At 48.7% G+C, this 23,636-nt stretch carries 20 protein-coding genes; 13 read left to right on the plus strand and 7 right to left on the minus strand.

What is annotated here, in order from left to right:
* Position 1 precedes the first annotated feature (1 nt).
* From BZG72_RS09685 to BZG72_RS09700, 4 genes are all read left to right on the plus strand, one after another.
* Positions 2–3,496 carry a hybrid sensor histidine kinase/response regulator gene (locus tag BZG72_RS09685; protein WP_077666659.1) on the plus strand — a complete coding sequence of 1,165 codons (3,495 nt, stop codon included), beginning with the start codon at positions 2–4 and terminating at the stop codon, positions 3,494–3,496.
* 123 nt (positions 3,497–3,619) lie between these two features.
* A complete protein-coding gene (locus tag BZG72_RS09690) occupies positions 3,620–4,657 on the plus strand; it encodes an efflux RND transporter periplasmic adaptor subunit (protein WP_108743043.1) in 1,038 nt (345 codons plus the stop codon).
* Entirely contained in the window at positions 4,654–5,748 is a 1,095-nt protein-coding gene (locus tag BZG72_RS09695) for an efflux RND transporter periplasmic adaptor subunit (RefSeq protein WP_077666660.1), read from the plus strand. The genes BZG72_RS09690 and BZG72_RS09695 overlap by 4 nt, the downstream gene beginning before the upstream one ends.
* Positions 5,745–8,810, plus strand: a complete 3,066-nt coding sequence (locus tag BZG72_RS09700; protein WP_077666661.1) for an efflux RND transporter permease subunit — start codon at positions 5,745–5,747, stop codon at positions 8,808–8,810. Before BZG72_RS09695 ends, BZG72_RS09700 begins: the two co-directional genes overlap by 4 nt.
* 310 nt (positions 8,811–9,120) lie before the next feature.
* On the opposite strand, the gene BZG72_RS09705 is transcribed toward BZG72_RS09700, so the two are convergent.
* Positions 9,121–9,603, minus strand: a complete 483-nt coding sequence (locus tag BZG72_RS09705; RefSeq protein WP_077666662.1) for a PaaI family thioesterase — start codon at positions 9,601–9,603, stop codon at positions 9,121–9,123.
* A gap of 106 nt (positions 9,604–9,709) precedes the next feature.
* Positions 9,710–10,240, minus strand: coding sequence for an NUDIX hydrolase (locus BZG72_RS09710; RefSeq protein WP_158075463.1), 531 nt, complete (start codon positions 10,238–10,240; stop codon positions 9,710–9,712).
* Positions 10,241–10,373: 133 nt separating this feature from the next.
* Here BZG72_RS09710 and BZG72_RS09715 point away from each other — a divergent pair, with 133 nt between their 5' ends.
* Entirely contained in the window at positions 10,374–11,693 is a 1,320-nt protein-coding gene (locus tag BZG72_RS09715; RefSeq protein ID WP_077666690.1) for a DEAD/DEAH box helicase, read from the plus strand.
* A 663-nt stretch (positions 11,694–12,356) separates the two neighbouring features.
* Here the strand turns inward: BZG72_RS09715 and BZG72_RS09720 are convergent.
* A complete protein-coding gene (locus BZG72_RS09720) occupies positions 12,357–12,554 on the minus strand; it encodes a hypothetical protein (RefSeq protein ID WP_131828031.1) in 198 nt (65 codons plus the stop codon).
* Between the two features lie 200 nt (positions 12,555–12,754).
* Positions 12,755–13,294, minus strand: coding sequence for a hypothetical protein (locus tag BZG72_RS09725; RefSeq protein WP_231637467.1), 540 nt, complete (start codon positions 13,292–13,294; stop codon positions 12,755–12,757).
* Between the two features lie 276 nt (positions 13,295–13,570).
* Between BZG72_RS09725 and aroG the strand changes: the two genes are divergently transcribed.
* Entirely contained in the window at positions 13,571–14,653 is a 1,083-nt protein-coding gene (gene aroG / locus BZG72_RS09730; RefSeq protein ID WP_077666666.1) for a 3-deoxy-7-phosphoheptulonate synthase AroG, read from the plus strand.
* A 77-nt stretch (positions 14,654–14,730) separates the two neighbouring features.
* Here the strand turns inward: aroG and BZG72_RS09735 are convergent, their stop codons facing one another.
* Together BZG72_RS09735 and BZG72_RS09740 are read right to left on the minus strand one after the other, a co-directional pair.
* Entirely contained in the window at positions 14,731–15,156 is a 426-nt protein-coding gene (locus tag BZG72_RS09735) for a DUF3069 domain-containing protein (protein WP_046075822.1), read from the minus strand.
* Between the two features lie 12 nt (positions 15,157–15,168).
* The gene (locus tag BZG72_RS09740) at positions 15,169–15,609 is read right to left on the minus strand and encodes a bactofilin family protein (protein WP_046075823.1); all 441 of its coding nucleotides are present in this window, start codon (positions 15,607–15,609) and stop codon (positions 15,169–15,171) included.
* Between the two features lie 219 nt (positions 15,610–15,828).
* Here BZG72_RS09740 and BZG72_RS09745 point away from each other — a divergent pair, with 219 nt between their 5' ends.
* On the plus strand, positions 15,829–16,467 hold the full coding sequence (locus BZG72_RS09745) for a YceH family protein (protein WP_077579120.1): 639 nt from the start codon (positions 15,829–15,831) through the stop codon (positions 16,465–16,467).
* Positions 16,468–16,472: 5 nt separating this feature from the next.
* Positions 16,473–16,751, plus strand: coding sequence for a GIY-YIG nuclease family protein (locus tag BZG72_RS09750; RefSeq protein ID WP_077579121.1), 279 nt, complete (start codon positions 16,473–16,475; stop codon positions 16,749–16,751).
* On the opposite strand, the gene BZG72_RS09755 is transcribed toward BZG72_RS09750, so the two are convergent.
* A complete protein-coding gene (locus tag BZG72_RS09755; RefSeq protein ID WP_077666667.1) occupies positions 16,748–18,991 on the minus strand; it encodes a putative bifunctional diguanylate cyclase/phosphodiesterase in 2,244 nt (747 codons plus the stop codon). The genes BZG72_RS09750 and BZG72_RS09755 overlap by 4 nt on opposite strands.
* A gap of 278 nt (positions 18,992–19,269) precedes the next feature.
* Between BZG72_RS09755 and BZG72_RS09760 the strand changes: the two genes are divergently transcribed.
* Genes BZG72_RS09760 through BZG72_RS09780 form a run of 5 tightly spaced genes read left to right on the plus strand, consistent with a single transcriptional unit; the run spans position 19,270 to position 23,635 of the window.
* On the plus strand, positions 19,270–20,223 hold the full coding sequence (locus BZG72_RS09760) for a YbgA family protein (RefSeq protein ID WP_077666668.1): 954 nt from the start codon (positions 19,270–19,272) through the stop codon (positions 20,221–20,223).
* Positions 20,213–21,043: a MerR family transcriptional regulator gene (locus tag BZG72_RS09765; RefSeq protein ID WP_077606598.1), complete on the plus strand. Its 831-nt coding sequence runs from the start codon at positions 20,213–20,215 to the stop codon at positions 21,041–21,043. Before BZG72_RS09760 ends, BZG72_RS09765 begins: the two co-directional genes overlap by 11 nt.
* Positions 21,034–22,476: a deoxyribodipyrimidine photo-lyase gene (gene phrB, locus BZG72_RS09770; protein WP_077666669.1), complete on the plus strand. Its 1,443-nt coding sequence runs from the start codon at positions 21,034–21,036 to the stop codon at positions 22,474–22,476. Before BZG72_RS09765 ends, phrB begins: the two co-directional genes overlap by 10 nt.
* Complete coding sequence (locus BZG72_RS09775; RefSeq protein WP_077666670.1) at positions 22,473–22,913, plus strand: nuclear transport factor 2 family protein; 441 nt, start codon at positions 22,473–22,475, stop codon at positions 22,911–22,913. Before phrB ends, BZG72_RS09775 begins: the two co-directional genes overlap by 4 nt.
* Complete coding sequence (locus BZG72_RS09780) at positions 22,910–23,635, plus strand: SDR family NAD(P)-dependent oxidoreductase (protein ID WP_077666671.1); 726 nt, start codon at positions 22,910–22,912, stop codon at positions 23,633–23,635. The genes BZG72_RS09775 and BZG72_RS09780 overlap by 4 nt, the downstream gene beginning before the upstream one ends.
* Position 23,636 lies beyond the last annotated feature (1 nt).

Here is a 23,636-nt window from a genome sequence, read left to right on the forward strand (position 1 = left end):
AATGATGAATAAAGTAGGTATGCGGCTCGCTGTCATTTTAATTGTACTAGCAACCTTACTGTTGGGTGTGTTTGGTTATTACAATTATCATGTTGCTAAAGGTCGGCTTGAGTCTGATATGAACCAAGACATTAATTCTATCACTCAACGCCTAAAGCAACGACTTCCTACTTTGATGTGGAATTATGATTTTAATAATGTTCAAAATGACTTAGACAGTGAAATGGGCTCTCGTTATGTCCACCGCCTTGAGCTGACGGATACCAATGAGCAATTTCGTTATGTGACTGACTCTAAAGGCATGCGGTCAAGTGATGAGCTAAAAGAAATCAACGTTCCCTTGGTCTATGATCAGGGAGAGCAATCTGTGGATGTGGGTCGACTGATCATTTATCAAGACAGTCGATATATCGATAAAGAGCTTAACACAGAAATACTTCGCACTGCGACGCAAATCATTCTACTGAACTTGTTGGTTGGTTTTTTTATTTGGAAATACGCCAAGCAAATTAATCGAGCGGAACAAAGCCGTGCGTATTTAAATACGGTAATTCATAGTTATACTGACGCGTTATTAGTGCTCGGTGATAAACACAGTATTATTACCATTAATGATTCGGCTAAGAAGCTATTCGAATTAGAATCTGTGCCCGATGAAGCGATCAGCCTATCGACGATTATCTCTCGCGTAAGCCCTAATTCGCGCGGCTATTTTTCACAAGCGCTTTATGGCCTCGGTGGACAGTTACAGCGGTCGTACGAGATAGATACGGATCAAGGTGTCCGTATTGTGCAGGTCAAATCAACCCCCATCAAAGATGAAGATCCTAGAGCGCTGAACGTAGCGATTATTCGCGATATCACAGAACAACACCTGGATAAACAGAAAGTATCTAAAGGGGCCGAGCTTTTTTCTGCAATGAAAAGCTTACAAGATAAGTTTCTTATCAGGGAAGACTTTGGTAAGAGCTTTCAGGATGTCTTGCAGATACTGCTAAGGATAGGCGAAAGTAATCATGGCATTATTGTTGAGGTAGGCCATAACGACGAAGAAGCAATAAAGAACAACTTGCCTTATAAAGTGCTGGCACAAACGCGATTGGTGAAAAATGAGTTTATTGGTGAAGAGTTTGTGCGAGGGCTCATTGAGGAAATTATCGAGACCAAGCAAAGCAAACGTAGTCTGCAAATGGCGAGTGTGGCGGGGAATAATCAGAAAATGATTATTAACGTCTACGGTACGCCTCTATATATGTCTAGCCAGATGGTAGGGGTGGTGTGCTTGTTTGACGAGTCGACCACTTATAATGAAGAGCTTCAGGGGTGGATTGAGCCGATACTATCAAGTTTGAGCGCTATGGTGCACTTTGTGCAGCAGAAGGCGCTTAATGACATGATTTCACGGGAAATGGCACGGGCTAAAGAACAAGCCGAGCGAGCAAATGAATCGAAGACCAATTTCCTGGCGATGATGAGCCATGAGATCCGTACACCGATGAATGGCATTGTTGGCATGTCTAATCTTTTGATGGAGACCTCGCTCAATCAGCAGCAACGCTATTTTGTTGATACCTTACAGCACTCTTCGACTGCACTGTTGAATATCATTAACGATGTACTCGACTTAACCAAGATTGAAGCCGGCAAGATGACGCTCACCAAACAGTCATTAGATCTGGCGGAGCTTGTTCACGAATCCTTAAGTATTTTTACCGCAAAAGCGGCGGAAAAACAGTTGCGCTTACATTGTTATATCGATCCTGATATGCCCTGTGACATTGAATTAGATGCCATGCGCTATAAGCAGGTGATCATAAACTTGGTCGGCAACGCCGTTAAGTTTACAAAGCAGGGGCACATTGCCGTGCGCTTATTCCAACGGCAAGCAGGCGATGGTTCGGTCACATTGGTCATGGAAGTAGAAGATACAGGGATTGGGATCCCGGAAGACCGCCACGAAGCTATTTTTGAGAACTTTACGCAAGTCGATAATTCGTATTCACGTTCTTATCAAGGCACAGGACTAGGCTTGCCTGTCTGTCGTAAGCTTTTACGCCTAATGGATGGTGATATCTCTATCCGCAGTCGAGAAAACCAAGGCACGACTTTCACTGCAGAAGTACCCGTGACGGTGGCGAATACTGACTCGACATTGATGTCAAGCTACGAGCCTGACGAGAGCATGACAGATAGCAAGGTTTACCTCGTGTCTGAAGACGCCATTTTGATAGAAATACTATCGACCTATTTAGAGCGTCTAAAGTTAGATTTAATCAACTATTCGGATGGCAGTGAGATAGCTTTTGATAACTCGAGCCAATCAGTGTTGATGATCGATCAGGACAAAATGCAAAGCTGTCAGCGTTTGATCGGTCAAGCACATAAATCGATTGCTATCAGCCATGATGGCCATCATGACACTGGCATGGCGACGCTGACCTGTCCGATTTATCACGTTGAATTGTATCGTGTATTGAACGAGGATGAGAATGCATTGACAGAGCCTGGACCCGTGGCTGGGCAGTATGATGATATTCAATTCAATCTCAACGTTCTAGTGGCCGAAGATCACTTGGTTAACCAAGAATTGATTGACATTATTTTGTCCAAACTGGGCTGTCAGCGCGCGCTTGCCGTCAATGGTAAAGAAGCGTTAGAACTTCACAAGTCTTCGCCATTCGACATCATTTTAATGGATTGTCAGATGCCAGAAATGGATGGTTTTGAGGCGACACGAGAGATCCGAAAATTCGACAAAACCACGCCCATTTTGGCTGTGACAGCTAACGCGCTCTCAGGCGATGCAGAGCGTTGTGTGGAGGCGGGAATGAATGGGCATCTCGCTAAGCCATTCAGTAAAGATCAACTCATTGAATTGTTGCTCCTATATGCGAATCCAGATGCGGTCAGTTATGGTGATAAGAATACTGACGAAGAGGAAACAAGGTTGGATGATTTGGCCAGTGAGCACTTTACAGATGCATCCATAGATACAAACTCCTTACCAGAACCAGAACCAGAACCAGAACCAGAACCAGAACCAGAACCAGAACCAGAACCAGAACCAGAACCAGAACCAGAACCAGAACCAGAACCAGAACCAGAACCAGAACCAGAACCAGAGCAGTCATCCGGAGGGAGCACAATGAGCGATACCTCACCCCCAATTGATATCCAGCATGTCAAAGACCAGATCGGTGATAGCATGGACTTGGTAAAAATGCTGCTTGATAAGTATGTAAAAAACCAAACGAATGATTTAGAGGCGTTGAAGGCCGCGTTTGCAGAGCAAGATATCGGCAAGATCAAAAAGCTTGCCCACAAAATGAAGGGGGCAGCGGCAATGATTGGAGCCAAAGAGCTATCACAAACATGTCTTGAGTTGGAGAAATCACCTCATGATGAGTTGGAGGCGCTACACCCCTACCTCCAGCCGATAGAGGATCAGACAACACGCGTGATTCAACAGGCAGAGCATCTATCTGAAACATCTTGATACATTATTCGGCACTGGTTAGCATAGCGGTTAGCGCGGAATAAGATAAAAACAATGACCCATCAAAGACCTAGGGCCTGACAAACGCTGTCGGATCCTGGGTTTTATTGTAAGGAAAAGCTGATGATAAAGCGTTTTGTATTGAGCGGTTCCCTCGCTCTCGCCCTAGCTGGCTGTGGTGAACCCCAGGTGTCAGCACCGTCTGAAACACCGCCTCGACCCGCCAAGTTACTGACCGTAGTCACCAATGAAGATGGGCTTGCCCGCCAATTTCCAGCTCAAGTTGAAGCGGATGATAAAGCTTTGCTCTCATTCCGAGTGTCAGGGGTGATTGAGTCAATGCCGATCAAAGCAGGTATGGATGTCGCGAAAGGGCAAGTGCTGGCGGCGTTAGACAGCCAGCAGTATCAGCTGCAATTAGATAAGGCGCGTGCGCAATATCAGCTTGCTCAGGTACAATTTAATCGTGCCGAACGCCTGCATAACGATAAAGTGATTTCCGAACAAAGGTTTGATGAAGCCCGCTCGGCACTCAGTGAAGCGGCGGCTGGCCTAGAGCAAGCGCAGACTAATGTGAATTATACGCAACTAAAAGCGCCGTATGCGGGAACTGTCTCACTCCGAATGAAAGAGCGTAATGAATTCGCTCAAGCGCAAGCGCCAGTGTTACACATTCAATCTAAAGATATTATTAATGTCAGTTTCCAATTACCAGAGCGCTACTTTCACTATTTTGCTCAGCATGTTGACACACTCGTGCCGAAGGTGTCATTTGATACCCATCCATCGCGACAGTTTCCTGCACAGTTTAAAGAAATCGACACAGAGGCGGATCCCAAAACCGCCTCTTACCATGTCACGGTGAGTTTAAATCGGCCTGATGCCATCAATGTATTGCCAGGCATGGCAGCAAAAGTGCATGCCACCATTCCTACCGAGTCACAAACGCAAATACCGGACTCTGCTTTGCTCGACGCAAATGGTGAGAAAGCCGTGTGGCGTGTCAGTCGACAAGGAACCGTTAAGTTGACCCCAGTAGCCTTGCGTGAAGGAAAGGTTTTTTCAGGCCTTGAAAATGGCGATGTCATTGTCGCAACTGGCGTCAGTGCGCTTAAAGAAGGTGACCGTGTGAAAGCGTGGGTGAAGGAGAGAGGATTATGAGAGCGATAAAAGCCATGTTCGGTCTGCTCGCAGTTAATGCGCTGTTTGGATGTGAGCCCGCAACCGATGCTCAACCGGTGCCTTTGCCTGTGGTAACCACATTTACGGTGAGCCAACAGCAACTGAATGAACGAATCTCTTTTCCCGCGGTGGCAGCAGCGGCTGATAAAGCGACACTTGCTTTTCGCGTGCCAGGTGAGATCCAAGCCATTAATGTCAAAGCGGGCGATCGCGTGACGCAGGGACAGGTATTGGCACGTTTGGAGCCTACGGATTACCGCTTAGCGGTAGAGAATGCCAGTGCACGTTTTGACGTGGCCGATGCGCAGTATCGGCGTTCAGCCCCCTTGGTAGAGAAAGGCATGCTTGCCCAGTCGCAATTTGATGAGTTAAAAGCGCAGCGCGAAATAGCGCAAGCGGAATTGGCACTGGCCAAGCTTCGTTTATCTTATGTTGCGCTCAGAGCGCCAGCTGACGGGGTGATATCTAAGCTGAATGTTGAGCCATTTGAAACCATAGCGCCAGGACAAGGGATCATGAACATTCATGACGCCTCGCGTGCTGATATTCGTGTGCAAGTGCCGGATGTGTTATTCACCCAAAATACGGGCGCGAGTGCAGAAGAAGTGCAAGATCGGCTACAACCGAAAGTCTTAACTCAGCAAGGGCAGTCTTACCCAGCCACGATTGATGAATACACGGCAGAGCCGGATCCGAGCAGTGGTGCTTTTGTGGTGACGCTAACGATGCCCATGCCAAAGGAGCAGTTTATTTTAGATGGCATGCCCGTACAGGTCAGTATTGCGAGGGAAGGGTTACAACTGACACGCACCGGACTTTCCGTGCCCATCGAAGCGGTGTTTAACCAAGACGGGGATCCACTGGATCGAGACCACAGTTATGTATGGATTTACGACAGCACCACACAAACCGTGGCGAAACAGCGGGTAACGATGGGGCGCATTCATGGTCAGCGGCTAGAAATAACCCAGGGTGTGTCTAAAGGGGATCGTATCGTGGTGGGAGGAACCAATCACCTGTCTGAGGGGCAAAAAGTGACGCTGGCATCGAAAGAGGAAAATGCATCATGAAGCAGGGTGTAGCGGGATATTTTATTCAAAATAAAGTGATTAGCTGGATGATCACGTTGATTTTCCTGATTGGTGGCACCCTTGCATTTTTGGAGTTAGGGCGGTTGGAAGACCCTGCTTTCACCATCAAAGATGCGATGGTGGTGACCAGTTATCCAGGTGCCACCCCCCAACAGGTGGAAGAAGAAGTCACTTATCCGCTGGAGAAAGCGGTTCAGCAGCTGACCTATGTGGATGAAGTGCGTTCGATCTCCAGTCGTGGCCTGTCCCAAATCACGGTCAAAATGAAACCCAAATACCGCGCCGATGATTTGCCACAAATTTGGGATGAGTTGCGACGAAAAGTCCATGATGCGCGTGGGTCGCTTCCTCCCGGTGTCAATCCGCCACAGGTGAAAGATGATTTTGGTGATGTGTTTGGGATCATGCTAGCCGTCACTGGCGAAGGGTACGGCTACAGCGAACTAAAAGACTATGTTGACTTTTTGCGCCGCGAGCTTGAGCTTGTTGATGGCGTAGGCAAGGTACAAGTCAGTGGCACGCAGCAAGAGCAAGTCTTCATTGAGGTCTCGATTCAACGGTTAAGTAGCCTAGGGATCTCACCGGACACCTTGTTTAATCTATTGGCGACGCAAAACCTCGTGAGCAACGCAGGGGCATTGCGTGTGGGCGATGAATACATTCGCATTCACCCAACTGGGGAGTTTTCCTCCGTGGATGAGTTGGGCAACTTGATCCTGACCGAAGCTGGGTCACAGGGGCTGATTTACTTACGTGACGTTGCCGAGGTAAAACGTGGATATCAAGAGGTACCGCGGCAGATCATTTCGTACAACGGCAAACAAGCGCTACAGGTAGGAATATCGTTTGCTGATGGTGTGAATGTGGTAGAGGTCGGCGACAGTGTGGATAAGCGTCTCGCGGCGTTGAACAGTGATCAGCCCGTGGGAATCAATGTTCATCATGTCTATAACCAACCCAATGAGGTCGATAGCTCAGTCAGCGGATTTGTCTCCAGTTTAGGCCAAGCGGTGGCGATTGTGATTATCGTGCTGCTCTTCTTTATGGGCCTGCGCTCAGGACTACTCATTGGTTTGGTGTTATTGCTGACGGTACTGGGTACGTTTGTATTCATGTACTACTTCGAGATTAACCTGCAACGCGTCTCTCTCGGGGCGTTAGTCATTGCCCTAGGGATGTTGGTGGATAATGCCATCGTGGTCGTCGAAGGGATACTCGTGGGCTTAAAGCGAGGACGAACCCGTCTACAGGCGGCTCACGACATAGTGACGCAAACCAAGTGGCCTTTGCTTGGAGCGACGGTGATCGCGGTAACGGCTTTTGCCCCGATTGGCTTGTCAGAGGATGCAACGGGCGAATACTGCGGCACCTTATTTACAGTGTTATTAATCTCCTTACTGTTAAGTTGGTTTACCGCTATCACGTTAACGCCTTTCTTTGCCAGCGTGTTCTTCAAAGAAACACCGCTTGAAGAAGGGGATGAGGGCAGTGATCCCTACAACGGGATCCTGTTTGTGGTGTATAAACGTTTTCTTACCGCCTGCATGCATCACGCCTATATCACCTTGTTGGTGATGGTAGTGGCACTGGGGGCCAGTATTTATGGCTTTGGTCACCTCAAGCAGTCGTTTTTCCCTGACTCCACCACGCCCATGTTTATGGTCGACGTTTGGTTGCCAGAGGGCACCGATATTCGTGCCACACAAAGTACACTGGATGAGGTGTCGAGCTGGCTGAGTAAACAACAAGGCGTCAACTATGTCTCTACCAGTGCCGGACAAGGTTCGCAACGTTTTATGTTGACCTATTCACCGGAGAAAACATACGCCGCTTATGGCGAGCTGATCGTCCGCGTTGATCAATACGATCATGTTAAACCCACTATGGGCATGGTGCGAGAGCATGTTCGTAGCCAGTACCCAGATGCGCAGCTTAAACTGAAGCCTATTTCCTTAGGCCCTGCTACCGGCTCGAAAATTGAGGCGCGTATTTTTGGTTCAGATCCCACTAAGTTACGCGCAATTGCTAAACAAGTAGAAGCGCGATTGCATCAGGATCCTGATGCGGTGAATATCCGCCATGATTGGCGTAATCGCACCAAAGTTCTTGAGCCTGCGTTTAATGAAAGTCAGGCACGGCGCTATGGCATCACCAAAAAAGATGTCGACGAGTTGCTGACAATGACATTCAGCGGCAAACGAATTGGTGTTTATCGGGATGGGACCAACCTTATGCCGATTGTTGCTCGATTGCCCGATGAGGAGCGCGTGAATATCAATACCTTAGAAGGGATGAAAATATGGAGCCCGGTATTGAAAGACTACATTCCTTTACAGCAAGTCATTCTCGATTACGACATGCGTTGGGAAGATCCGATTATCATGCGCAAAAACCGCAAAAGAATGCTCACCGTGTTGGCCGACCCCGATCCGTTACGGGAAACCACCGCGGCGACTTTGCTAAGCCGAGTGCGTGCGGATATTGAGTCGATTCCTCTGCCTGAAGGTTACAGTATCGAGTGGGGTGGGGAGCATGAATCTTCCCAAGAGGCAAAAGAAGGCTTATTTAGCATTATGCCGCTTGGTTATTTGTTTATGTTCCTGGTCACCATATTGTTGTTTAATTCGGTGAAAGAGTCATTGATCATTTGGCTGACGGTTCCCTTAGCGGTGGTTGGGGTCACCACAGGATTGCTGTTGTTGGATACCCCGTTTGGTTTTATGGCGCTCTTGGGCTTTTTAAGCTTGAGTGGGATGCTGCTCAAAAACGGTATTGTATTGATCGATCAGATCAATATCGAAGTGGCCAGTGGTAAGCAGCGCTATCAAGCCGTCGTCGATGCGGCGGTGAGCCGGGTACGCCCAGTGTGCATGACGGCCATTACCACTATTTTAGGGATGCTTCCTTTATTGCCGGATGTTTTCTTCCGGCCGATGGCGGTGACGATTATGTTTGGGCTCGGGTTTGCCACCGTGCTGACGTTGATTGTGGTGCCTGTGCTATATCGTATCTTCTACCAAATTCGCTATCACCCTGAATAATCCCACCTTAAGCACCGTTTTGACGGTGCTTTTTTGTTTCAATCTTAAGACAAAAGCGCCTGTGTATAACTTGAATTTCATCCACAAAAACGGTTGATAACTCGGTGAATTTCACCGCAATCTCGCGATTTTATCGGCGTTGTGTAAAGTCAATAATATAACGGAGAATTCAGAACCAAAGTCACAATGATGCTAGGTATTATGTAACTGGTTGATTATAGTGTAGTGATAACCAAGCCAGTCTATTGACGAGACAGACTGGCTGAAGGCGTGACAAACAATAAAAAGAGACAAGTGCGGTGATGGGGGATTATTCGCCGATTTTTTTGACCGATAGCGTCAATTCAAAGGTCGCCATAGGCTCATCCCCGTGTAAGCTTGGGCATGTGGCCACAATGGTGACAGGCTGATTAACGCGATGACCCGTTTCGATTGATTCACTGATCAACTGGTTAATCTTGTCTCCATCAAGACACGTAAACACCACGTCATCCTCTGGTCGTTTATGAAAATCAGCGTTGACGGATTTAAACGCTAAGCTAATTTTAACCCCGCGTTGCTCGGCCATGGCCATGGCAAGAAAGCCACCCGCGACATCAGCGCCAACTGCCAACGCGCCGAAATACATACTGTTGAGGTGGTTTTTGGTACGTCGCCCCAGCGGGATTCGCATCGTGACATGCTTATCGTCGATGGAGAGGATCTTGGGCCGACACCAACCGATCATGGGTACTTTTAAAAAGCCAAACAACGACAAATGTTGATTAGCGCGTGCTAACGGAGACGAGAACATAGACACTCCTTGTTATCTGGTCGTACCTGTTACGCTACCTTGGTGCTCAATTTGCCGTCAACATCTTGTTAACAAAGTTGTGGCCTAGTGCTTTATTTTTCAGAGGTTAGACGCCCATTGTCGGGATCAACCCATCAAATAGGGCACGGAGAATAATGGCGCAAGTTTTGGTGTCTGTGATTTGTCCATTTGCAACGAGCGCCTGTAACTGGGAAGGGCTCACCCAATAAGGCGCAATAAACTCATCGTCATCTAATTGCGTTTGGCTGGGAGTGAGCGCTTGGGCAATATAAAAATACTGCACTTCATCGCAAAACCCGGGCACAGGGTGAGCGATGCCGAGAAAATGCCAGCGAGTCGCCACATAACCGGCCTCTTCTTCTAACTCTCTTTTGGCGGCTTCTAGCGGTGGCTCCTTCGCTTCCAGTGTGCCCGCAGGCGCTTCGATAATCCATTGATTGATGGCAGGACGAAATTGCTTGAGCAGCAGTATATTGCCATCTTCTGACAGAGGTAATATCACGGCGGCACCAGGGTGGCGTATGACGTGGTGTACGTGGTGCAGACCATCAGGTGTCTGTGTATGGGTTTCCACCAAGCTGAGCTTTTTCCACTGGTAGCGTAGTGTGTCATTCATGTTAGCGTGGCTCTCCATTCGTGGCGTAATCAATATTTTTGGTGCGGTGTTTTTTGCTAAAGTATGATAGCATTCGCCGCCTTAATTGGCGTGTGCACGCCTTTTGCTTTTGATTGACCTTTGGAGTGATACCTTGCAATTTGACGATCTGGGACTCGATAGACGCTTACTATCGCTTATTGCCCACCGTGGATTTGAACAGCCAACAGACATTCAACGTCAAGCCATCCCCGTTGTAATGGCAGGCAAAGACTTACTGGCCTCTTCAAAAACAGGATCGGGGAAAACGCTGGCGTTTTTGTTGCCAGCTATGCAGCGTGTGTTGCGTTCTAAGCCCCTCAGTCGTCGCGATCCGCGTGTCTTGATCTTGGCGCCGACCCGTGAGCTAGCAAAACAGGTGTATGGTCAGCTGCGTATGTTGACCAGCGGCACCAGCCACAAACCGGCCTTGGTACTCGGTGGCGAGAATTTTAACGAGCAAGCGAAGGTGTTTCGCCAGTCGCCAACCTTTGTGGTCGCGACGCCAGGTCGATTAGCTGATCATCTTGAACAACGCCACTTGTCTTTGTCGGGATTGGAAATGCTGATTTTGGACGAAGCGGATCGTATGCTTGACTTGGGCTTTAAAGCGCAGCTCGACGCGGTTAACCAACATGCGGATCACCGTTTAAGGCAGACACTGATGTTTTCTGCCACTTTGGATCATCAGCAAGTGACAGACATCGCCGCGGGGATGCTCAAGTCTCCTAAACGTATTGCCGTAGGGGAAATTGAAGCGCTACATAGCGATATTGAGCAACACTTTGTGCTGAGTGATCACCTCGACCATAAACATGCGCTGCTTGAGGAACTGGTAAAAGCTAATGCGCATAAGCAAGTCATGATTTTTACCGCGACACGCGCTGACACAGAGCGTTTAGCTGAACGTTTTTCTCAGGCTGGCTACCAAGCGATTGCACTCAGTGGTGAATTGAACCAAGCCACACGCAGCCGGATCATGAACGAGTTTGAGCGTGGATTTCATAAGGTTTTGGTGACCACGGACGTGGCATCGCGAGGTTTGGATTTAATGAATGTGTCTTTGGTGATCAACTTTGATATGCCAAAGCATGCGGAAGAATACATTCATCGAGTAGGGCGTACCGGTCGTGCTGGGCAGCAAGGATTGGCTTACTCACTGGTAGGGCCTAAAGATTGGCGTAGTTTTAAAAATATCGAAGGTTTTTTACAGCAAAAACTCGACTTTACTAAGATTGAAGGCTTTGAAGGAAAGTTCAAAGGCTTTAAAGAGAAAAAAGCTGAAAAAGCAAAACCTTCAAGATCAGCTAAACCCAAAAAAGCCCCCGTTAAGAACAAGAAAAAGGCGCCAAAAAAGCGAGATAGAAGCTTTTATACCAACGTGCCGGTTGGTGATGCGCCTTTGGTAAAAAAGAAGTCCAAACCTGAGTCTTAATCGAGCTGTAATGGCTGAGCGTGTTGGCGCTGACCATTAAACACTGACGTTTCCGCTATACCAAATGGTGTAGCGGAACCTCTCGACTACACAATATAACGATTGCTCTGCCACTTTACTGTTACTTTTAAGACATAGGCCGAGTATCAAACCTCTCTCCACGATTTATCTCTGCCTTTGCCTCAATATCGTGGCAACTTCCCTAACTAAAGGCGTCATTGGTTAAATGTGATGTATCGCTAACAGTGAAAGCTGCGCTTTGTCGCACCACAAGGTGTTAAGTGATGAAACTTTATGCGTTCAACTGTCTAGTTGGCCAAAAAACTCACTTTTCTTTGCGTGAGATCGATTCTACGGCTGATTTTACAGTGATTTATCCGTAAACTACGTCCATCTGTTGGAAAGCGCTCATCCTTTGAACAGCTTGAGCTGCTGGAAACGCGTATCACTCTGTCTATCATTTTTAAACTGGGAAAATTGCTGTGGAAACTGCACTGGTCGTTGCTTTTATCACTGCTGCGGCGTGGATTGTTCGCCGTGAACGTGCTGCACAATAATCTGCTGATTGAGCCCTTTTATACACACTCGTTTTATTCAGCAAAAATGAAAAGCCTTCTCCATGGAGAAGGCTTTTTTATGCTTACGTGTTTCGATGCTCGGGCGTCAGTTGTCGTAATAGTCGCCGTCTGACACTTCATGAAAGTCTTCTACTTGGCTGGCGGCTTGGAAGTCAGCAGCAGGCCTGAGTTGACGTCGCCGTAACATCGTTACTTGCTCTTCCAAGCGATGAGCGGTTTCAATGTTGCCTTCTTGATAGGCCTCTTGGATTTTTCTTTCAAATTCATCAATACGTTGAGTCATCACCATCGTTATACCCTCCGACAGTTCCCACGCACAATCACAACGAGCATCGCTGTGGGAGTTGCACCACGCACTAAGACGCCCGCCTTGTAACAGCGATTACGTCCATACCTTAAACTTAGTTTAGATTGACAATATAACCAGTGAGAGAGGTCACACTGGACGGCAACACAAGGGAGTGAGATGGTTACCGTTTGCTATTAATACAGGTATCTGACAGAAAAAATCAAGCGATTTTGTTCCAAGCCATTGGCACGCCACGTTGCGCCTAACGACAAGGTTTCAGTGGAGTGAAAGCGCCCGCCAATTTCCACTAAGCTGGTGGTGTCGTCTTGATCAAAAATGATAGAACCGACATACAAATTGGCCTCAATCGGTGGGGCTACCCAGCCGCGCAATCCGGCACCAATCACAGTGGCAAAATCACCGGTATCGTGCTTGTCGTCGTCTGGCCGCCGAAACCATGCACCTTCCAGCTCGCCATACACATCGACAAACTGGTTAATTGGGGCATGAAAGCCAACACCGCCCGAGGTATACCAGTCACCTTCGAATTGCGTATCCCCTTTAGCGACGAAGTGTGCGCCTTCCGTAAATGCAAAACGTCCCAACCCGCCAATTCCACTAGGATTTGCAAGGACGTTGACCTGAATATGGTTGTAATCAAAATTGGTCGCATGTGCAGCGGGTACGGACAGGGTCATGGCCAATAGTGCCGCTTTACTGAGGCGTGTGATCACAGCATTTACTCCATTTGTATTTAACATCAGTGTAATAGCTTCAACGTAGTCAGTGCAATAACTTAGCCGATCTTGCGCCCATATTTAAACCACAGCGCACATTGCGTCGCTAATTCACGAGGATTGATGTGTCAATGTTTTGTTTGATTTAGGGTTTTACTATTGCGTAAAAAAATATTTGCACAAAAGAATGTGGCAGGTTAGCGTAGGAGTCGAATAACGAAAACGTGGCAATCAGCTACGTGAGTCAGCGACACGCAAACACAGGATTAGCCCATGAGTGTACACCCAACCGATGACGTTAGAATTGACCAAATAAAAGAACTCCTTCCACCTATCGCTGTACTGGAAAAGTTTCCAGCGACCGACGCGGCGGAACACACCGTATTTAATGCACGTCAGGCGATCCATCAGATCTTAAACGACCAAGACGACCGTTTGGTTGTCGTTGTAGGGCCTTGTTCTATTCACGACCCTAATGCTGCGCGCGACTACGCCAAAAAACTTAAACAGCTGCGTGAGACATTAAGTGCCGATTTGGAAGTGGTGATGCGGGTTTATTTTGAAAAGCCGCGCACGACGGTTGGTTGGAAAGGCCTAATTAATGACCCGTATTTAGACAACAGTTTCAAAATTAATGATGGGCTGCGACTAGGGCGTAACTTACTGCTAGATATTGCGGATTCTGGTTTGCCTGCGGCGGGTGAATTTCTTGACATGATCACGCCACAGTATATGGCCGATTTAATTAGTTGGGGCGCGATTGGGGCACGGACTACAGAGTCTCAGGTGCATCGCGAACTTGCCTCTGGGCTATCGTGTCCTGTTGGATTTAAAAATGGCACAGATGGGAATATCAAAATTGCCACGGATGCCATTCGCTCAGCGAGTTCACCGCACCAGTTTTTATCAGTGACCAAGTATGGACACTCTGCGATCGTCGCAACCGCAGGTAATGAGGATTGTCATCTGATTCTACGTGGAGGCAAAACGCCTAATTATTACGCGGGTGATGTCGATCAGATCTGTGGGGCGCTGGCTGATGCTGGGTTACGGCAAAAATTGATGATTGATTTGAGCCATGCCAATAGCAGCAAACAATATCAAAAGCAGAAAGACGTCAGCGAAGATGTGGCGGGGCAAATTGCAGCAGGCAACAAAGCCATCTTTGGTGTGATGATCGAAAGTCATCTCGTCGAAGGTCGCCAAGATTTAACGGACGGTCAGTCGCTTACCTATGGTCAAAGCATTACGGATGGTTGTATTGGTTGGGAAGATACTGAGAGAGTGCTCCATCAATTGGCCGCCTCTGTGCGTGCACGTCGTGAAAAGACGACGCCGCTCAGTGAATCCGCTTAATTGCGTCTGTTTAGTCACAAGAAGCCCCCAACCGGTGGGGGCGAATCACAGGGGTCAGTGCATGGCACTGGCCTTTCTTATTTTTGGAAAATAGCTTGAAACTCGCGTTTTAATCCAGGCTTTAAACGTGCTTGTTTCAGTTGCTTCGATAAATCTTTGACACAAGAGCTGAGCACATCATCAAGAATTTGCGCTTTGTAGTTGTCGCGCCCTTCATCAGACATATCACTTAAGTCAACCTTTTCGAGCTCGCTCAGCGCATCGATACCCGCATAGCTTTGACTTATGGCGACGAGTGCGTGAAATTGATCATAGTTGTCGAGAATGTTTTGCGCACTGGCAGGCAGTTTTTCCCACGCTTCTTTGACACTGGCACTGGACGCATCATGTACCGAGGCGATCATCGTGTACATGGCTTCAGGGGCTTGTTCATAACGAATCACGCATTGTAGCTCAGGAGAAAAGCTATCAAAGCTGACGGGGGATTGATTAGAGTCGGACATTCACAGGCTTCCTTACGACTGTTTCGAGGAGGGTGGATGAGCTTTTTTGTCTTTGCTTGCTTTATCGTCTGATCTTGCTTGTTCCGCTAAGGGTACCACTGTGTCTGTTGATAGAGTGGCACGGTTCTCACCAGCAAGAAGCCCACCTTTTTCAATGGTCAGTTGCTCAGTATTCAGCACGCCTTTCATCTTTCCCTGCGAGAGAATATCGATAGCGTCTGCATCACATTGCCCCTCTACCAAGCCATTGATGGTGATATGCTTAGCGTTGATGGTACCGCGAAAGTGGCCAGATGCTGAGATAACAACGGCGTTAGCCTGGGTTATATTGCCTTCCCCAAATCCATCAATTTGAATATCACCCTCAAGATCAATATCACCGACCACTTTACAGTTTCTGGCGACGATCGATAAGCCATGATTCGGGGTAGACTTTGAACTAAACAGACCCATGTCGTGCACTCCACATACATCATTTTGGTCAAGTATATCATTAGCTGTGCACAGATGGTGGCGCTCTGGTGTACAACCCGATGCGTAAGATGTGATCCTGCTACCAGTATTGGTGATCGTCGCCTCGGGTGGATTATTGCGCGGTTATCGGCGCAGTGATTGCTTGCACGACATTCAGTTGATATAACTCGATGAAATCGACTAAATGGGATCATCGCTATGTCAAGGACACTCTCACCGTATCAGCAACGTGTCATCGGTTGTTTACTTGAGAAAGAAGTCACCACCCCGGATCATTACCCGCTCACACTCAATGCGCTGACCACCGCCGTGAATCAAAAAAGCAACCGTGATCCTGTCTATGAGATGGCCGATTCAGAGGTATTAGATATCGTAGAGACCTTGATTGAGATGCGTCTGGTTAGCCCGCAAGAGGGCAGCGGTGGGCGTGTTGCCAAGTATCAACATCGTTTCTGTAATACACAATTTGGCGACCTAACCCTCAGTGAGCCACAGAAAGCGATCCTTTGTGTCATGTTATTGCGAGGCGCTCAGACGCCCGGGGAGTTGAGAACCCGTACACAGCGCCTCTATGCCTTTAATCGTGTCGAAGATGTCGAGCGCACATTGGCTGACATGATTACGTCAAACTGGGTAAAAAAATTGCCGCGTGAGGCTGGGAAGCGCGAGTCGCGCTATCAACACCTATTTACTGACGGCGTTAATATGCCGACGAACTCAGCACCGCAAGCGGAACCAGAACCGACCACCGATGCCTCTTTGGTGACGCGAGTGAGTGCGTTGGAGCAAGAAGTGGCGGAATTACGTCAGATGTTAGAGGCTGTTTTGGAGCGATAACACCTATGGATACGCCTTGGTTTGTTTATTTGATTCGAACGCGCCAAGGGCAGCTTTACTGTGGCGTAACAACGGATGTTAGCCGCCGGTTGATACAACATCGCCAAGGTAAAGGTGCACGTGCGCTACGAGGGAAAGGACCGCTGTCACTGGCGTGGCAATCGCAACCGATGGAAAAGCGAACGGCGATGCAGCGCGAATGGCAAATAAAGCAATGGCCGAAGCAGCGTAAGGAAGCGCTATGTGCACGCTTTTGTTGTGTGCGTGACAATGGTGTTGATTAATTAAATAAACGAGTGATGGGTTGTGATTGCGTGAGGAGCGCAGTCAACTGATGGATATTCATTGAGGGGTAATAAAGGTGCCCCTGCGCATAGCGGCACCCCAGGTCAAACAAAAAGTCACGTTGATCTTCACGTTCCACACCTTCTGCGACCACTTTTAATTTCAGCAATTGCGCCATGTTAATGACGGCTTGGCAAATCACGATGTCGTCTTTGCAGTGAGGCAGATCGGCGACAAAACTGCGATCGATTTTGACGGTGTCCACCGGGAAATGCTTAAGATAGGCCAGAGATGAGTATCCGGTGCCAAAATCGTCAATCGCCAAAGAAACACCTGCTGCCGCGAGTGTGTGTAAGGTATGTTGGTTTTGGCTAAGGTTCTCAATGAAAACTTGTTCTGTCAGTTCAATTTGCACACGTTCGGGCGGGACTTGATGGCGTTCAATGGCGCGCAGAATGGTATCAGCAAGGAAGCTGTCTTGAAATTCATGCCCAGAGATATTTATCGCGATAAATGGGGGGGCACAGTGCTGCGCCAGCAAGGTTGCATAGGTCTCTAATGCCTCATTGACCACCCAAGTGCCTAATTGCCGCATAAGCCCAGTGTCTTCTGCGGTGCGGACGATGGTATCAGGCGAAATCACCGCGCCCTCTGTATCTTGCCAGCGTACCAGGGCTTCAATCCCCGCAATGCTGTGATCTTTTAGATCGATTTGCGGCTGAAAATGTAAGCTCAACTCGTTACCTTGAATCGCTTTGCGGATGGCGTACTCGGTATCCTTTTTCTGATGCAGGTGGTCTCGCATTGCCATTTGGAACACCACGACTCTATGATGAGAGAGTTGACGAGCGCGATGCGCCGCGGTGTCTGCGTGACGCAACAGTTCCTGAGCGGGCATGGAGGCATCGTAGCGATAACTAATGCCGACGGCACAGGTCACAATAATCTCCTCTGCGTCGTGGAAGAAGGGCTGCTCAATGGCTTTTCGGATCTGTTTCGCGTAAATCTCCGCTTTTAGCGGTGAAAGCTCGCTGCCGACAATCGCGAATTGGTCGTCGCTGATTTTGGCAATATAGTCATCGGTTTGCCTCACGCGTTGTAGACGTTGTGCCAATTCAACTAAAAGCTGGTCATGCACCGCTTGCCCGTACAAATCATTGATCTCTTTCAAATTATCAATGTCCACACAGATTAACGCCAGATCGTGGGGGTGCGCGTTAGATTCATGTACACGCTGCTGAATATAGCGAGTGAGGGCATGACGGTTGGGCAGGTACGTCAAGGCGTCGTGATTCGCGATAAAATGTAGCTGCTGCTCGACGTCTTTGCGTTGCTCAATTTCATTTTTTAAATAGTCAATCGTGGTCTGCGCCGCCCGGCGAGACATCAAATTCACCTCAGCCAAATACAACGCGACGCCCAATAAAAGAGCCACAAGCATGCCGGCGATATAAATCAGAATGGGTAATGAGATAAATTGACTGGCGCCTGGCTCTTGCCAAAGCGCGAGCTGCATAGCGGGTTGCGTGCCTGCTAAGGTTAAAGGTGCCGACCCAACCGCGGCAAACGGCGAGATGGTGTCACCAAACAACACGGTGTCGTTTGCCCAGCGGGTCATGGTGAGGTGTTGATGTTTGTTGAGATAGTCGGACGCAACCTCGCCAACAAGCGCGTCAAGATTAACGACTGCGCCAAGATAGTAACTTGGCGCGGCGCGGCTATGACTGTAAATCGGGTAAGCAATTCGCCAACGGGTGAGATCGGGCTGATCCGTTTCAAGCTGACCCTCTGGCTCGCCCACTACGTCAAATGAAAAACGCGGTTTATTATGGCTGGTATCTGCGTGTGTTTGCCAACTTATTTCCTTTCGGCTGTCCGCCCAAAACAATGATGAAATATAGGCACTGTCTTGTTGGGTTTGTTGCACCAAAGCTTGCCATGTCGAGAAGGTCGAGGGCACATCCAACTCGATGTTACTGGCTAATGAACTAAGCCGTGTGAGTTGGGTATTAATGCTGCGTTCGACGGCGCTGGACAAGGCTTGAACTTCCACATTGAGAAGCTTTTCAGTGCGTTGCGCTTGTTGTGACTGGGCAGCCTGATACAACAAAAACGTCGCGACGAGCACACCAAAACAGACGAGCGCGATGAAAATGATAGCACGGCCACGAGGCTGTGCCGACCGCCTGGCAAGTGTGAGTGGATCCTCGTTGTGATCATTGAATGTTGATAAAGGCATAGGGCCTGCGCGTAAGGCTTATGGTGACAACCAGATAGTTACAGTGTAGTGCTAAGAATGGGGGATTGCGCGTATCAATACTGAGACAGTGATCGGCCGCTTGCTGCCAACAAAATATCGGGGTTAACCCAGTAACTGACGTGGATGCGACAGGGCACTTACTTGTACAAATAATTTTTTTTGTACAATTTTGATCTATCTTCTACTCTTAGTTGTACAACATATTATAAATGTACAACTCCGCAGCCAATGCTGCGCGGTCAGTGTAGAGGTGAGACATGTCATTCCCTGTAGGTGTTAGCGCCTGTGTTATTGGCGAAAAAGTACGATTTGACAGTGGTCATAAGCGTAGCCCATTTGTCACCAAAGAGTTGGCACCGTATGTCGAATTCGTGCCAGTGTGCCCTGAAGTCGGGATTGGACTCCCCGTGCCGCGCCCCGCTATTCGGTTAGTCGACAAAGGCGATCTATCAGTGAGGTTGGTGGAAACCAAAGATCAGCAAAAAGACTACACCGAGAAAATGACAGCGTTCAGTGAACAGAAAGCGGAAGAGCTCGCTCACAAAGCACTGCGTGGCTACATTGTCTGTGCCAAGTCACCGACCTGTGGCATGGAGCGGGTGAAAGTCTACCGCGAGAATGGTTACGCCTCAGATATTTCCGGGGTAGGGCTTTACACTCAGGCACTGATGGCGCGCATGCCTTGGTTGCCTGTTGAAGAAGACGGCCGGCTTAACGATCCTATTCTCAAAGAGAACTTTGTTTTTCGGCTATTTGCGCTTGATGATCTTTACAAGAGTGTCGAGCAAGGGGTGACCAAGAAAGCCCTCGTTGATTTCCACTCGCGCTATAAGTTGGTACTGATGGCGCATTCGCCCGAAAAATACCGTGAACTGGGGCGATTTATGGCCAACATCGGCCATTATGACCTTGATCGTTTTTTCGAACAGTACCGCACCGCGTTTATGCAAGCCATTGCCATTCGTGCGACGCGTAAAAAACACACCAACGTGTTAATGCACCTGCAAGGCTATTTTAAAAACAACCTCGATAAACGCCAGAAAGCTGAGTTAGCGAATCTTATCCATGCGTATCGTCAGGGCACGATGCCCTTATTGGCACCGCTGACGTTGATTTCGCATCATCTTCATAATCACCCTGATGCGTACTTAGCTAACCAAGCTTATCTCAAGCCTTATCCTGATGCGCTGAGGCTTCGCTATGGCCTATAAGACGCCTCACACTCTAACTATCAGTCAGGTAGCGGATCAAACAGGGGTTAATCCCGTGACATTGCGTGCTTGGCAGAGACGTTATGGATTGCTTGCGCCTGAGCGAACGGCTAAGGGGCATCGGCTTTATCGCCAAGAAGATGTAGAGACTATCGCTCATATTCTCCAGTGGTTAGACAAAGGCGTGCCGATTAGCAAGGTCAAACCTCTGCTGGCTCACAGTCCCACGTCGGCCGACGCCGAAGACGACAGCGTGGCACAAGAGCTGATTGACTGTATTCATACATTCTCAGTCAAACGGCTTGGGAAAGCCCTGGATATGATTTTAAAAGAGTACCCCTTTTATTGGTTAGTTGAACATGCCTTTACACCGGTCGACCAATGGTTAGGTGACGAGGATGAAGCGGTTCGTGTATTGCAGCGCGATCTGTGGCAAAGCGCCGTGATTGACCGATGCAGAACGGCGCTGGCGGCGAATGCCAAGCGACATGCCCAGTCTCGATGCTGGCTTGTCTCATTAACGGTAACCAGCGAATACCAACGCGTGCTTATGGCGATGGCACTCAACGAGAAGGGTTACAGCGTCACAATATTATCCACTCCGCATCAACAATTGAATTTGGTCGTTGAGGTGATGCGCGAGCAGGGGGTGACAACATTGGCCTTAATGGCTAATCGTCGTCTCGATCGCGCCCAAATCAATCAAGTACGCCTTTGTCTTGCTCAAAATGACATTGACGTTGTGAGCCAAGCTTTTATCTGCTCCGTACACGGTGACGAGCTCGAAGAACTTAAGGAGAACAAAACGTTATGCATCTAGTCTGGTTTCGGCGCGATTTACGTGGGCTGGATAACCGTGCGTTGAGCGCAGCCAGCGAAGCGTCCGTTCCCGTGGTCGGGATATTTATTGAGACACCGGAACAGTGGGCATCGCACCATCTTGCCCCCAAACAAGCGGGCCTTATCAAAGCACGGCTAGAGGCGTTACGTGAAGAGCTTCGCGCGCAAAACATTCCGTTGGTGGTTGAACGTGCGGCTGATTTTTCTCAATCGGCGGAAAAAGTGGCTGACTATGCCCACCGCATTGGTGCAGCAGCGGTATTTGCCAACAAGGAGTACGAGCTCAATGAAAGCAAGCGTGATGAACAGGCGCGCGCGGCGTTAGCGGACAAAGGCATCGCATGGTATGCCTATGATGACCGCAATTTGTTTGCACCGGACACCATAAAATCGGGAAAAGGTGAACCGTATAAGGTGTTTACTCCCTTTAAAAAGGCTTGCTTACGTGCCTTAGACGGCATGGATGCCTCACCGCGCCAAAAGCCACCTAAACGCGAGATAAATTCGGCCGTCGACGCGATCTTTTCACAGCTTAAACCGATTCACTTTGATTATCCGACAGAGGATGTCTCCGACTGGGCGTCTGATGAGAAAGGGATCCTCGCGCACATGCGTCGTTACTGCCGCGAGCAAGTGGCTGATTATAAAAGACAGCGTGACTTTCCCGCTGTTGATGCCACCAGTCAACTTTCTCCTTATTTAGCCATTGGCGCGTTATCCCCACGTCAATGCTTGGCACGTTTACAAGAAGAGCATGCCGATTGGCGCGAGCCCGATACAGGGGCAGCCACCTGGCTTTCGGAACTTATTTGGCGTGATTTCTATCAGGAAGTGAGTGCGCAAAATCCGGCAATCAGCAAAAAGTATAGCTTTTTAGTTTGGGGCGAGTCAGTGGTATGGGATAACGACCTTACCTTGTTTGAGGCGTGGAAGGCGGGCAAAACGGGCTTTCCCATTGTTGATGCGGCCATGCACCAGCTTAATCAAACGGGCTGGATGCACAACCGATTGAGAATGATTGTGGCCAGCTTTTTGACCAAAGATCTGCTTATCGATTGGCGCTGGGGAGAAGACTACTTCATGTCCAAGCTGATTGATGGCGATTTTGCCTCCAACAACGGGGGCTGGCAATGGTCTGCGTCGGTAGGGACCGATGCTCAACCTTACTTTCGGATCTTTAATCCAACCACACAGGGAGAGCGCTTTGATAGCGATGGGCGCTTTATTCGTCGCTGGCTACCGGCGCTTAAACAGGTGCCGGGCAAGCATATTCACCAGCCTTGGCAATGGGCAGATCACTACGCCCAGACGCTAGATTATCCGCGTCCGGTGGTGGATCACGCCACTCAGCGCAAAAAGGCGCTGGCTATTTTTGAAGCGGCGAAGAATCAGCCTCAGGAGCAAACACCATGACTCGCTCCCCAACCCATGTCGGTGTGTCGCAATTTGTGACGACCTATCAAGCGCTTAATAAAGATAACTTGTCATCACTGGCGACGATTTATCACCCCAAGATTGTGTTTGTCGACCCAGCGCATGAGATAACCGGCTTAGAAGCGTTTATCCAGTATTTTTCTCTGCTGTACGAAAACGTGACCGATTGTCAATTTCATATACACACGACCGCGGTAGACGGAGACGATGCCTTTGTGACCTGGACCATGATGTTATCGCATCCCAAGTTGCATAGGGGGAAAACGCGACAAGTTCAGGGCTGCTCTCACTTACGTTTTTATGACGGCAAAATCATTCGCCATCGTGATTACTTCGACTTAGGTGAAATGCTGTACGAGGCGCTGCCTGTGATAGGTCGCCTGCTCAAACATATCAAAACGAGGCTAGGACAATGAAACACGTATTGATCACCGGCGCCACGTCGGGAATTGGTGAGCAATTGGCAAGAGACTATGCACGTCAAGGTTGGCAGGTAACGGCCTGTGGGCGAAACCAAGACAAGCTCAACACCATGGCTCGCGATCACGCATCATTAGACGCATTGGCGTTTGATGCCACGGATGGCGAACAAACGCATCAAGCGCTGAGTAACCTAAGCGTCTTTCCCGATTTAATTATTCTAAATGCTGGGACGTGTGAATATATCGACCATGGCAAAGTCGATGTGGCGCTGTTTAAACGCGTTTTTGAGATCAATGTCTTCGGCGTCCTCCACTGTATTGAAGCGCTACAGAGTCGGTTCACCCACAGTACGCATCTTGCCATTGTCGGCTCGTCGGCCAGTTACATGCCGCTGCCACGTGCGGAGGCATACGGCGGATCGAAGGCGGCGATTAGCTACATAGCCAACACCTTATCGGCAGATCTGGCGCAACAAGGAGTGACGGTGTCACTTATTTCGCCAGGGTTTGTAAAGACACCACTGACAGACCAAAACGACTTTGCGATGCCAATGCGCATCACGGTGGAGCAAGCATCGGCGGCGATTCAACAAGGATTAGCAAAAGGAAAAACGGAAATACATTTTCCGCGAAAATTTACCTTTATTCTCAAGTTTCTCGCGCTATTGCCTATGTCCTGGCAGCGAGCTCTCGCACGACGTATGACAAGGAACTAAA

The sequence above is a fragment of the Salinivibrio sp. PR6 genome (assembly GCF_001995955.1).
Lineage (GTDB): Bacteria > Pseudomonadota > Gammaproteobacteria > Enterobacterales > Vibrionaceae > Salinivibrio > Salinivibrio siamensis.